The 12,637-nt window shown below is 39.3% G+C and carries 14 protein-coding genes, 1 pseudogene and 1 riboswitch; all 15 genes and pseudogenes read left to right on the top strand.

Annotated features, from left to right (window positions below; genetic code table 11):
- Positions 1-33 precede the first annotated feature (33 nt).
- Positions 34-651 (top strand): annotated as a pseudogene (gene ribB / locus ACWM35_RS00575) (3,4-dihydroxy-2-butanone-4-phosphate synthase); the annotation flags it as partial.
- Positions 652-698: 47 nt separating this feature from the next.
- A complete protein-coding gene (ribH, locus tag ACWM35_RS00570) occupies positions 699-1,169 on the top strand; it encodes a 6,7-dimethyl-8-ribityllumazine synthase (protein WP_454814456.1) in 471 nt (156 codons plus the stop codon).
- 72 nt (positions 1,170-1,241) lie between these two features.
- Positions 1,242-1,435: riboswitch (cobalamin riboswitch) on the top strand.
- A gap of 155 nt (positions 1,436-1,590) precedes the next feature.
- The gene (locus tag ACWM35_RS00565) at positions 1,591-2,550 is read left to right on the top strand and encodes an ABC transporter substrate-binding protein (protein ID WP_454814454.1); all 960 of its coding nucleotides are present in this window, start codon (positions 1,591-1,593) and stop codon (positions 2,548-2,550) included.
- Positions 2,516-3,577: a FecCD family ABC transporter permease gene (locus tag ACWM35_RS00560; protein WP_454814452.1), complete on the top strand. Its 1,062-nt coding sequence runs from the start codon at positions 2,516-2,518 to the stop codon at positions 3,575-3,577. The genes ACWM35_RS00565 and ACWM35_RS00560 overlap by 35 nt, the downstream gene beginning before the upstream one ends.
- Before the next feature lie 2 nt (positions 3,578-3,579).
- Entirely contained in the window at positions 3,580-5,052 is a 1,473-nt protein-coding gene (locus ACWM35_RS00555; RefSeq protein ID WP_454814450.1) for an adenosylcobinamide amidohydrolase, read from the top strand.
- On the top strand, positions 5,049-6,032 hold the full coding sequence (cbiB, locus tag ACWM35_RS00550; protein ID WP_454814448.1) for an adenosylcobinamide-phosphate synthase CbiB: 984 nt from the start codon (positions 5,049-5,051) through the stop codon (positions 6,030-6,032). The genes ACWM35_RS00555 and cbiB overlap by 4 nt, the downstream gene beginning before the upstream one ends.
- Positions 5,989-7,056 carry a threonine-phosphate decarboxylase CobD gene (gene cobD, locus ACWM35_RS00545; protein WP_454814446.1) on the top strand — a complete coding sequence of 356 codons (1,068 nt, stop codon included), beginning with the start codon at positions 5,989-5,991 and terminating at the stop codon, positions 7,054-7,056. Before cbiB ends, cobD begins: the two co-directional genes overlap by 44 nt.
- Positions 7,035-7,610, top strand: coding sequence for a bifunctional adenosylcobinamide kinase/adenosylcobinamide-phosphate guanylyltransferase (locus ACWM35_RS00540; RefSeq protein ID WP_454814445.1), 576 nt, complete (start codon positions 7,035-7,037; stop codon positions 7,608-7,610). Before cobD ends, ACWM35_RS00540 begins: the two co-directional genes overlap by 22 nt.
- Positions 7,607-9,112, top strand: coding sequence for a cobyric acid synthase (locus tag ACWM35_RS00535; protein WP_454814443.1), 1,506 nt, complete (start codon positions 7,607-7,609; stop codon positions 9,110-9,112). Before ACWM35_RS00540 ends, ACWM35_RS00535 begins: the two co-directional genes overlap by 4 nt.
- Entirely contained in the window at positions 9,112-9,894 is a 783-nt protein-coding gene (gene cobS, locus ACWM35_RS00530; RefSeq protein ID WP_454814441.1) for an adenosylcobinamide-GDP ribazoletransferase, read from the top strand. The genes ACWM35_RS00535 and cobS overlap by 1 nt, the downstream gene beginning before the upstream one ends.
- Positions 9,852-10,463 (top strand): histidine phosphatase family protein, encoded by a 612-nt coding sequence (locus ACWM35_RS00525; protein ID WP_454814439.1) that lies wholly within the window; start codon positions 9,852-9,854, stop codon positions 10,461-10,463. The genes cobS and ACWM35_RS00525 overlap by 43 nt, the downstream gene beginning before the upstream one ends.
- Positions 10,415-10,852, top strand: coding sequence for a bifunctional adenosylcobinamide kinase/adenosylcobinamide-phosphate guanylyltransferase (locus tag ACWM35_RS00520; protein ID WP_454814437.1), 438 nt, complete (start codon positions 10,415-10,417; stop codon positions 10,850-10,852). Before ACWM35_RS00525 ends, ACWM35_RS00520 begins: the two co-directional genes overlap by 49 nt.
- Positions 10,849-11,433 carry a cob(I)yrinic acid a,c-diamide adenosyltransferase gene (locus ACWM35_RS00515; RefSeq protein WP_454814435.1) on the top strand — a complete coding sequence of 195 codons (585 nt, stop codon included), beginning with the start codon at positions 10,849-10,851 and terminating at the stop codon, positions 11,431-11,433. Before ACWM35_RS00520 ends, ACWM35_RS00515 begins: the two co-directional genes overlap by 4 nt.
- Positions 11,423-11,905, top strand: a complete 483-nt coding sequence (locus ACWM35_RS00510) for an ECF transporter S component (RefSeq protein ID WP_454814433.1) — start codon at positions 11,423-11,425, stop codon at positions 11,903-11,905. The genes ACWM35_RS00515 and ACWM35_RS00510 overlap by 11 nt, the downstream gene beginning before the upstream one ends.
- Positions 11,902-12,621, top strand: coding sequence for an ATP-binding protein (locus ACWM35_RS00505; protein ID WP_454814431.1), 720 nt, complete (start codon positions 11,902-11,904; stop codon positions 12,619-12,621). The genes ACWM35_RS00510 and ACWM35_RS00505 overlap by 4 nt, the downstream gene beginning before the upstream one ends.
- Positions 12,622-12,637: the final 16 nt, after the last annotated feature.

Raw genomic sequence — 12,637 nt, 5'->3', positions numbered from 1 at the left:
ATCTAGAAGGATTATGAGGAAGGGGAGGATAGGATGTTTGATACAATTGAAGAAGCACTGACAGAATTAAAACAAGGGAAGGTTGTCATCGTTTGTGATGATGAGAACAGGGAAAATGAAGGTGACTTTATTGCCCTTGCAGAAAGGGCTACACCAGATGTGATCAACTTAATGGCAACACATGGAAGAGGGTTGATCTGTGTTCCAATTGAAGAGGAACTAGCAGATAAACTAGAATTAGGCCCAATGGTAGCCCATAACACCGATCCCCATGGAACAGCCTTTACAGTTAGTATTGATCATGAATTTTCAACTACAGGGATTTCTGCTTTCGAGCGTTCTGCAACAATTTTAAGTATGCTCGATTCTGAAGCAAAACCTGCTGATTTTAAAAGACCAGGACATATTTTTCCTTTAGTTGCAAAAAAAGGTGGCGTTCTTAGTAGGACGGGACATACAGAGGCAGCAGTGGACTTAGCAAAATTATGTCAGGCAAAGCCGGCAGGGGTAATTTGTGAAATAATGAATGAAGATGGGACAATGGCACGAGTTCCCCAGTTAAGGGAAATTGCAGATAAATTAAAAGTTAAATTTATTACGATTAAAGACTTAATTGAATATAGGAAGAAATTGGAGCAGGCTAGTCAAAGATAAGTTTAGCGAAAATATGGAAAAATTTATATTTGGAGGAATTATGGATGAATAATCTTTTTGAAGGTAATTTAGTTGGATCAGGTTTAAAAATAGGAATTGTTGTTGGCCGTTTTAATGAATTTATTACGAGTAAATTGTTAAGTGGAGCACAGGATGCTTTAAAAAGACATGGTGTAAGCGAATCTGATGTCGATATAGCATGGGTGCCAGGTGCGTTTGAAATTCCGTTAATCGCCCAGAAAATGGCTAAAAGTAAAAAGTATGATGCCGTGATTACTTTAGGTACAGTCATCCGAGGATCAACTCCTCATTTTGATTATGTTTGCAATGAAGTAGCAAAAGGTGTTTCTAAAATTACATTAGAAAGTGGCATCCCGGTTATTTTTGGTGTGTTAACGACTGATTCCATTGAGCAAGCGATTGAGCGTGCTGGAACAAAAGCAGGGAATAAAGGATGGGAAGCAGCAGCAGGGGCAATTGAAATGGCAAATCTTTGTAGAGTTATTGAGCAATAATAATCCATTTTGTAGAAATTAGCAAAAATGATACAAAATTCTCCACGTTATTATATAATAGGACTATCATAAAAAAATAATTGAAGAATAGGTGCTAGAAATCTTTTTCTAAAGATTTTAAGCTTAATAGGGAAGTTTGGTGAAAAGCCAACACGGTCCCGCCACTGTAATTGGGAGCAACCTATAAAATGTCACTGTCGAAAGATGGGAAGACATAGGAAGCGATGACCATAAGTCAGGAAACCTGCCTAATTCTTGCGCCAAAAGGAACCTACGAGGATAGGGAGGTGTGGAAGACTAGTGCCTTTTTACTTATAAAGTATAAGGATCTATCGAACCAACATCTCTACATAAATGTAGAGATGTTTTATTTTTTATTCACACTTTTTTATGATCAAAATGCCGTACATAGGAGGAAAAAATGAAAAAATTATCTTCGTTATTATTTATTTTATTATTATCCATTGGTGTATTAACAGCCTGCGGTGAACAAAACGAAAGTCCTAAGGAAGAAACAAAAGGCAGTTCTGAGCAACAATCAACAGATAAAGCTTTTCCGGTAACCATTAAGGATGCCTTTGACCAAGAGGTAGTCATTAGCGAAAAACCTGAAAAAATTGTTTCTTTAATACCAAGTAATACTGAGATTGCCTATGCATTAGGACTTAAAGAAGAAATCGTTGGAGTATCAGATTATGATAATTATCCTGAAGAAGTCTCAAAAAAAGAGAAAGTGGGCGGCATGGAAGTTAACTTAGAAAAAATTATTGCTTTACAGCCTAATTTAGTGTTAGCACATGCCTCACAACATACAGCAGAAGGTCTGAAGCAGTTAAGCGATTCTGGAATTACCGTATTAATCGTGGATGATGCGCAAAATTTTGAGGAGGTAAATGACACCATTAGTTTGATTGGGAAAGCTACAGGTGAAACAATCAAAGCAGAAGAGCTAGTGAAAGAAATGGAGGAGAAATTGGCTGAAATAAAAGAGAAAGCTGCTGAAATCTCCGAGAAGAAAAAGGTGTTCATTGAGGTAGGGGCGGAACCAGAAATTTTTACGACTGGTAAAAATACTTTTATGGATGAAATGTTGCGTTTTATAAATGCAGAGAATATCGCAAACGACCAAGAAGGCTGGGTTGCGATGGATCAAGAAGCAATTATTAACCGTAATCCAGATGTCATCATTACTACTTATGGATTTTATGTTAAAAATGCGGATGAGCAAGTGTTAAGCCGAAAAGGCTGGGAAAATGTCAATGCAATTAAAAACAAGCAAGTCATCGATGTAGACTCTGATCGTGTGACCCGGTCAGGTCCTAGGATTGTTGAAGGAGTAGAGGAACTTGCAAAGGCTGTCTATCCAGAAGTTTTTAAATAATAAGTTAATAGCCTATTTTTTTGCCGGAGGTTTCCTGCTCTTTTCGATACTATTAGGGATATCGATTGGCAGTGTTTCGGTCCCGATTTATACGATTATTCAAATTATTATCGCAAAACTAACTGGCTTTATTTCACTTGATCAGATTGACCCGATGTATTCGAGTATTGTTATAAATATCCGTTTACCCCGAGTAATTTTAGCAGGTCTTGTAGGAGCAGCTCTTGCCATTGCAGGAGCGGCCTTTCAAGGTCTTTTAAGAAATCCATTAGCCGATCCCTTTACATTAGGTGTATCCTCTGGCGCTTCAGTCGGGGCTGTACTTACTTTGTTTTTTCAAATTTCCATCCCCTTTATTGGCAACTTCACACTGCCGCTTCTAAGTATTTTGTTTTCCTTTATCACGATCTTTTTAGTACTTGCTTTCGCTCGTAAAATTGATCGTTCGATGAGAGTGGAAACGATTATATTAACGGGAATTATCTTTAGTTCGTTTCTGGGTGCGATTATTTCACTAATGATTGCTTTAACAGGAGATGAGCTTAGACAGATTATTGGCTGGTTGTTGGGCAGTGTATCGATGCGCGGCTGGGAATACATAAAAATTATTTTGCCATTTTTTATCATTGGTTCCGTCATCTTGCTTTTTAATGTGAAAGAACTAAATGCGATGTCGTTTGGAGAAGAAAGAGCGCAGCATTTAGGGGTTAACGTTCAAAAACGGAAGCTAGTGGTTTTAACAGCGGGTTCGATCCTAACTGGAGCAGCAGTGGCTGTTTCTGGAACCATTGGTTTTGTAGGACTTGTCATTCCCCATCTCTCTCGATTATTGTGGGGTCCAGATCATAAGCATTTGCTGCCATTAGCGATAGTAACGGGAAGCGGATTTTTAATCTTGGCAGATCTCCTGTCCCGGACAATTATTTCCCCTACCGAATTACCGATAGGGGTTATCACCGCCTTTATTGGTGCCCCGATATTTGCAGTCATTTTATTACAAAGAAAACGGATGGAAAGAAGTGGTTAAGAATGCTTAGCGTTCAACAAGTTTCAGGAGGATATTCAGGTGAATCAGTCCTGAAGGATGTTTCCTTCAACGTTCAAACTGGGGAGCTTTATGGGATACTTGGACCAAATGGAAGCGGCAAGACGACATTGTTAAAAATGGTGAGCGGTATCTTACCATTTGAAACGGGTGAAATCCTGATTAAAGGAAAAAGAGTTCAGGACTATAAAACGAAGCAGCTGGCCAAAATGATTGCGGTCTTATCTCAGCATTCGCCACCTTCTTTTTCCTACACCGTGAAAGAGACGGTTGCGCTAGGGCGTTATGCCCATCAAACAGGATGGTTTCAATCATGGGGGGATAATGATGAGGAAATTGTTCAAAGAGTCATGATGCAGACAGGCATATCTTCCTTCCAAAATAAAAATATTCAGGAATTATCAGGCGGTGAAAAACAAAGGGTGTTTCTTGCGCAGGCTCTTGCGCAAGAACCCGAAATTCTCCTTTTAGATGAACCAACGAACCATTTAGATTTATCCTATCAAAAGGAGTTACTTGATTTCCTTAAAAAATGGACGAAAGATTCAGGTTTAACGGTAATTTCCATATTTCATGATTTGAATTTAGCGGGCTTGTATTGTGATCGCTTGTTATTACTAGAGAAAGGGAGTATTCATATTGACCATGCTCCCAATGAAGTATTAAGAGAAGAAAGAATAAGGGAAGTCTATAATACCGAAATTCAGAAACATCCCCATCCGAAAATTGCTGCCCCACAAATCGTATTATTGCCGGAAGTGGAAGGGAAAAAGATAGAAGAGAATTTGATCATTAATGAGGTTTTATTAACGATTTCGGATGAAATGATCACGTTAACTTCGCCGCTTCCGTTAAGAACAATGTCTTCAGGTGTAATTGGTTCAGGAACAGGTTGGTATCATCACTTTGTCAATCGACATGTTGGAAAGGATTACAATTGTAGTGATCATCGCAAGGAAATGGCGGACTATTTAAGGTCTAATCGGTTTGAACCATCCGAAACGGTAGGGATGATGACGGCTGTGTATCTGGAGGACGTATCCTATAAAATTTTAGAAGAGGATCGTTTTTCTGTATTCATTGTCGTCACTGCAGGTGTCGGAAATGCAATTGATGCCTCTAAAAGCGAAATGCACTCATTCGAAATGGTGCCAGGCACCATCAATACATGGGTCTTCGTCAACGGGGAAATGACCGAAGAAGCATTTATTCAATCTATCATGACGGCTACAGAAGCCAAAACGAAGGCAATGAATGATTTAAAGGTTATCGATGCGGTGACAGGCACCATAGCTACAGGTACCTCAACAGATAGTATATTAATCGCTGCGACACAATCTGGCGAATATCTTGAGTTTGCGGGAACGATTACCCCTTTAGGGAAACTGATTAGCAAAGCTGTATACGAATGTACGACAGAGGCAATTCAAAAATCTCAAAAAAGGAAACAAGTATGATTGTCTATCACTTAACTGCTATCACCATTGCTTATTTTATTGACCTGCTAATAGGAGATCCACCACATTGGCCACATCCAGTCAGATGGATTGGGACAATGATTTCTTTCTGGGAAAAACGTTTGAACCAGGGGAGGAATAAAAAATGGAAAGGAGTCAAAATGCTCGTTTTTGTTTTAATTTCCGTTCTATCTATTGCTATTCTCTTGGTAATCATGGGCTATCAGATACACCCGTATATTGGTATGGCTGTGGAAGCGATTATGATAGCGACAACCGTTGCCCAAAAAAGCTTAAAAGAGGCATCTATGGAGGTATATCGTCCGCTAATAAAAGGGGATTTGGGAGAGGCAAGGATCAAACTATCGTATATTGTAGGCCGCGATACTGATCATTTAAAGGAAAATGAAATTGCCCGCGGAGCGATAGAGACGGTTGCTGAAAATACAAGTGATGGAGTGACAGCACCATTGTTTTGGGCGCTAATCGGCGGAGCCCCGCTTGCTATGGTTTACCGTGCAGTCAATACCTGTGATTCAATGGTTGGTCACAAAAACGAAAGGTACAAAGAATTTGGTTGGGCTTCAGCGAAATTCGATGATGTGATGAACTGGATTCCTAGTCGGTTGACAGGAATATTAATGCTAATAGGAAATGGGCCGAAGAGAATGAGTTACCGAAAAGCATGGTCAATCTTGTTCCGTGATGCAAAAAAGCATCCTAGCCCAAATAGCGGCTGGGGTGAAGCTGCTGTTGCTGCCATATTAGCTATTCAGCTTGGTGGGATCAACTTCTACAAAGGTATGATTTCGAACCGGGCAAAAATGGGTGAACCTTTGGTACCCATTCAAGCTGAACATATAAAGCAAGCAAATAGGATTTTAACCAGAACAGTAATATTGTTTTTAGTATTATTATGGATCGGAGGGATGACGATTGAAATGGCCTTCACATGGTTCCAATCCACAGTATTTATATAAGGCAATGGGGCTCGAGCTTCCCGGGGAGTATATTGATTTTAGTGCGAACATCAATCCAATCGGTCCACCAGCTGCTATAAAAGAAAAATGGGGCGAATTTTATCGTGAGATATCGGTTTATCCAGATCCTTACGCTTTTCAATTAAAAGAAATGATTGCAAAGAGAGAATCGATTAGCCCAGATTCGATTATAATTGGTAATGGCGGAGCAGAGCTGATTACCCTCGTGGCAAGGATGCTAGCAGGTAAAAAAATAGGAATTATCCAGCCTACCTTTTCTGAATATGAAAAAGCTTGCCTAGCAAATAAATGTGAAATCTCATACCATTCTTTAGCGGGACCAGACTTTTCCTTAACTCTCCCAGATTTGTCGAAGGTAGATGCATTATTCCTATGTAATCCCAATAATCCAACCGGCGTTCATTACCCTCCTTCAAAACTCAAGTCAATTATGGAGGAATGCGAAAAACATCGCTGCTTGCTAATTTTAGACGAAGCATTCTATGATTTCTTATCAAACTATGAATCTATCATTCCGAATATTAATCAATTTCCAAGGTTAATTGTCCTTCGCTCCATGACAAAAATGTTTGCAATACCAGGCATTCGGCTGGGATATTTAGTTGCAGCACCCAAGATTATTCATGAACTCAATACACTCCAATCCCATTGGAGTGTTAATACGATTGCTTTACGATCAGGTGAATTATGTTTACAGGACGAGACGTATATCAAGGATACTCAACGATTTATCGATGGTGAACGGAAACGACTCTTTGAATTTTTTACACAGGCTGATTTTGAAGTTTCACCATCCAAGGTCAACTTTTATCTGTTGCGAGATTCAAAAATACTGGATCAATTTAGACTCTTTGAAATTCTTCTCCATCGGGGAATCATTCCGAGGCATACGTTTAATTTTCCAGGCCTTGATGGGAACTGGCTTCGCTTTGCAATTAAAGGGAAAGATGAGAATGATCAATTAATGGAGGTGTTGTTAGCATGGAGACAACATCAACTTTAATCTTCATTACTGGAGGAGTCCGCAGTGGAAAGAGCAACTATGCTGAACAAATGGCCGTGGAGATTGCAAGGAAATATGACGGGCAGCTTACTTATATTGCAACAGGCGTACCTTCTGACCAAGAGATGAAGCAGCGAATTGCCAAGCATCAGCAAGATCGTGAGGCCGGATTGTTTAATTGGAAAACGATCGAGCGATCACTCAAAATTGGAGAAATAGCAGACGGTTTTTGCAAAAGGGATATAATTTTACTAGACTGTGTCACTACGCTATTAAATAATGAATTGTTTTCCAATGACCAGGATTGGGATGAAGCTTTTATCAAAATGACTTTAGAAAGAATTGTTAACGGTATTTTAGCCATAAAATCCCGTGCTGGAACATTGATTGTGGTTAGTAATGAGGTATTTTATGAGCCGAACGTCGGAAATGAGCTGGTTTTTACATACCGTAAGCTACTTGGTCAAATTCACCAACGTTTGGTCGAGAATGCTGATCAGGCAATTTTAGTCGAAGCGGGCATTCCAATCATGATGAAAGGAGCAGGCAGATGAAGGGAGTCATGATTCAAGGAACAGCTTCCGATGTGGGGAAAAGTTTAATTGTAACGGGACTCTGCCGAATCCTAGCCAACGAGGGAGTGAAAGTTGCCCCGTTCAAATCTCAGAATATGTCAAATAATTCTTATGTGACAAAAGATGGGAAGGAGATAGGCAGGGCGCAGGGGATTCAAGCAGAAGCGGCAAAGACAGAGGCGACAGTGAGGATGAATCCTCTATTATTAAAACCGCGCTCGAATCAAGATTCTGAGATTGTCTACTTAGGAAAGGCGATTAAGACTCTTTCAGGAAGAGGCTATCGGGAAGATTTTTATGAAAATGGCCTTGAAGTTATTGAAAAATCATTAATAGAACTTGAAAAACAATATGATGTGATCGTGATAGAAGGGGCCGGAAGCCCAGTTGAAATCAATTTAAAGGACCGTGAACTGGTAAATATGAAGGTTGCAGAGCTGGCGGATGTTCCCGTTGTGCTTGTAGCAGATATTGATCGGGGAGGTGTATTTGCTAGTATCGTCGGTACACTTGAGCTGTTAGAACCAAAAGAGAGACAAAGAGTCGCAGGAATCATCATCAATAAATTTCGAGGTGATCTTTCCCTTTTTGAAGATGGAATTCTGTGGATTGAAGCAAAAACAGGAATACCAGTCATCGGTGTATTGCCATATATTGATTCTCATATGATTGATGGGGAGGATTCTTTGTCCTTATCAAGCCAATTTTCTACGAGGAAAACAGGCAATATTGATATCGCAGTGATTCATCTGCCGTTTATTTCGAATTACAGCGACTTCGAACCGTTTTTATTTGAAGAAGATGTTTCCATCCGCTGGGTGAAAAATAAGTCTGAATTCGGCAAACCAGATGCTATAATCATTCCGGGAACAAAAAGTACGATAAGCGATTTGAAAACGTTAAAAGATAGACAGTTAGATTATCAGATTCAGGAGCATGTACAAAAAGGCGGCTTTATCGTTGGTGTATGTGGGGGATACCAAATACTTGGAGAAGAGTTGTTGGATGAAGCAGGTTCTGATACTGGAATTCATAGCAATCTAGTAAAGGGCTTGGGCTGTATACCTGGTAAAACCATTTTCTATGGTGAAAAAGAAACCAATAGAGTAGCCGGAGTATATCATATGGATACCGGACTCCAGCCTAATGAAAAAATAGAAGGATATGAGATTCATTTAGGGAAGACAATGATTGCGAGAAATGGATGCTCATTTTTAAGATTAGATAATGACTGCGATGAAGGGTTTTACTCGAATAACGGCCAAATAATTGGGACCTACCTTCATCATTTATTCCATAATGATCATTGGAGAAATCATTGGTTAAACATGATTCGAAAAAGTAAAGGTCTATCAATGAAAGATTCCCTTAATATAGGTGATTTTAAAGATAAAAAATATGATGATCTTGCCAACCAGATGAAATCAAACCTTAACTGGGAGCTTCTTAAAGACATTATCAATCATTGGAGTACAAAATGATGACGTTTTTAAAGGGGTTTATCATTAATCTGCAATTTTTCACCTCCATCCCAATTACCATCGAGATTCCGATGGATAAAGAAAATCTAAAGAAGGCGGTCCAAACATTTCCTATTTTAGGGCTATTTCAAGGTATTTTCTTTTCTAGCCTTTTATATCTTTTCATAGAATTCACTCCATTCTCAACGCTAGCGGTGTCATTTATGCTTTGGTTGGCAACGATTCTCTTAACGGGTGGGATTCATCTTGATGGTTGGATGGATGCAAGTGATGCCTATTTTTCTTATCAGAATCCAGAGAAGCGGCTCGAGATTATGAAGGACCCTAGAACGGGGGCATTTGGCGTTATTTCAACTATTGTATTGCTAAGTACAAGATTCTTCTTTATTTACGAAATAACTAGTAATTATCAAACTCTTTCATTCTTATTAATCTCAGCCATTCCATTTTTGAGTAAATGTGTGATGGGCGCATTATTGTTAACCGTTAGCTCGGCTAAAAAGGATGGTCTTGGCTCATTATTTCAAAACGCAGCATCGCCAAGTGCGTTATTCATTTATCTGATCTACTTAGTGGTGTTTCTTTTATTTTTCATTAGTAAAGGAATTCTAGCTGCTGGTATCTTGCTATTCATTGCGTTTTGTTGTTATTGGTTTTGCCGCAAGAAAGCAGTGAAATGGTTTTCCGGAATCACGGGAGATGTTTTAGGAGCTTCTGTAGAAGGGACTGAATTAATACTGTGGCTGACATTGTGGTTATTGCATTATTTCGTCATTACTTAACCGAGGCAAATAAGCGTAAAGCTTATTTAGGTTGGACTGATTCTCCATTATGTGTCAATTCTGAAAGGAGTTCCATTGATAGAAGCTATGAGCGCTATTTTTCTAGTGATTTAAAACGCTGCATCACAACAACGAATCAATTATTTCCTAACAAGGAAATGATTCTCTTAGAAAATTTAAGAGAAATGAATTTCGGTAGTTGGGAAGGAAAAACATATGAAGACTTAAAAGAAGACAAGCAGTACCAACGGTGGTTAACAGACCCTTCCCATTACTCACCGCCAAATGGGGAATCTTTTCAGGAATTTACTGAAAGAGTCCAAGATGGATGGAAAATGATCTTGGATGCAATGCATGAGCAAAGCTTCCAATCTTGTGCTGTGGTTACACATGGTGGCGTCATTCGATATTTATTAACCCAATTCGCTCCCATAAAAAAGGAATTTTGGGATTGGCAGGTTAGTCATGACCAAGGGATTGAATTGATTTTTGAAAAAGCAGCTTTATGGAGGGGTGACCGGTGCACTTTATTACAGGTGGTGCCTTTAACGGAAAACGAGCTTGGGTAAATCAGAACTTTGGAAGGGGTTATTGGCTGTCAGCCTATCAAGGAACCCCATTTCCCGTAGAAATTACCATTGTAGAGGATTTGATTTTTTTAGAAGGGGTTGAAATTTGGATAAAGGGATTAACGGATAAATATGATGCAAATCATTGCCTTGAAATCTGGAATTCCAGTCTAGAGAACTGGCTTTTATGGGAAGCTGCCAGTCCGAATCGCAAATTGATCGTGATTGGGACAGATATTACAAAAGGAATTGTCCCGATGGATGGAGAAAATAGACTATGGCGGGACGTAACAGGATGGGCTTATCAAAAATTAGCTGCGAAAGCAGAAAGAGTCGATATGATCTGGTATGGCTTAAATCAAACAATTAAAGGAGATGGGATGAAATGAGAATCTATACAAGAACAGGGGACAAAGGAAAAACGAGTATTATTGGTGGTAGAGTGGATAAAGACGATATCCGAGTAGAGGCGTACGGAACCGTCGACGAGGTAAATTGTTTTGTTGGTCAGGCGATAGTGGAATTGGATGTAGAAATTTTCAAGGATGTTTTGGCCGACCTTGAAAAAATTCAACATGAATTATTTGATTGTGGTGGAGACCTTGCCAATGTAACGGCAAAGCGTGAGTTAAAGCTGCAAAAAGATTCGATTGATTACTTAGAAACGAAAATTGACGAATATATTGAAGAAGCTCCAGAATTAGAACGGTTCATTTTACCTGGAGGAACGAAACCTTCTGCATCGATTCATATTGCGAGAACAGTGACAAGAAGAGCGGAAAGATTAGTAGTGAAATTGTTGAAAGCTGATCCCACTACACCTGAAGTAGCCTTACAGTACTTAAATCGATTGTCAGACTATTTCTTTGCCTTGGCAAGAGTCATTAACTTCCGTCTACAAGTGGGTGACGTGGAATATGTACGCAGTGCAAAGGTTTTTAGGGGTGGTAAACGTAAAGATGAAAAATAGGATGTTACCTTTATTGGCTTTGTTTACCGCATTATCGACTATCGGAGCTGCGATCAAAATTCCATCCAACATTGGCAGTGTAGCATTTGATGTTTTCCCTGCATTAATTGCTGCAGTGCTATTAGGAGGTATTCCTGGAGCGATCGTTGCTGCGTTTGGACATATGTTATCAGCCTTGATTGGCGGTTTACCACTAGGACCAATGCATTTATTCATCGCAGTCGAAATGGCCGTGCTTGTTTGGACTTTTGCGATTTTGTTTAAGAAGAATAAGACGATCGCGAGTCTAATGTTTATTTTGGGTAATTCTTTTGTTGCGCCGCTGCCATTTATTTTTATTATGAATATAGGCTTTTATTTAGCTATAGTCCCTTCGTTGATCGTTGGTTCGATCATTAATTCGGTGATGGCTTTATTTGCGATTCCACGGCTGACTGCATTCCAAATCATTAAGAGAGATGTAAATTTATGAGGGATGTTATATCGATTCCTTTTCAAGACAAGGAATCACTAATCATTGCCAGCGACAATAGTGGTGCAATTGGCATGAAAGAGCATGATCATGTTCGAGTTTCATACGAAACGGTTGGTTATTTTTCATTTAGAGTAGCGGCGATGGAATGTATCGCAGCTGGTGGGGAACCCGTTTCTGTCATCCTTCAAAATTTTTGCGGAAATGAATCTTGGAGCGCATTAGTAAATGGGATCCAAAAAGGATTAACAGAACTAAATAGGAAGGATGTTATGATAACAGGCAGTACGGAAAGTAATTTCCACTTAAGACAATCTGCTGTCGGTTTATCTGTGCTAGGTAGAAAGCCTGTTGATAAAAAAACAGAGTTGGTTTATTCTGAGCAATTGCAATTGGCGGTCATTGGTTTACCACTCGTTGGGAATGAAGTAATCGAACAACATGAAAAGGTTGTTCCATTATCATTATTTCAAAAAATATGCAATTTAAAAGAGGTAATGGTTTGGCCTGTTGGATCAAAAGGTATCCTATTTGAGTTAAATCAAATGTTTCCGAATCAACGAATTACTCCTGATCGGCTGAGGACAATGATAGATGTAGTAAAATCCTCCGGACCCGCAACTTGTTTTATTGTTGTATATCATCCAGTTCAAGAAAAAGAAATACGGCAGTTAACTTCTGAGTACTTTCATTCAATAAAAATAAAGAAAGAATAGCACGCCTATCGTGGCG

Source organism: Neobacillus sp. K501 (assembly GCF_053749995.1).
The sequence above is the reverse complement of the archived record's forward strand: the minus strand, read 5'-3'. Positions and strand labels throughout refer to the sequence as shown.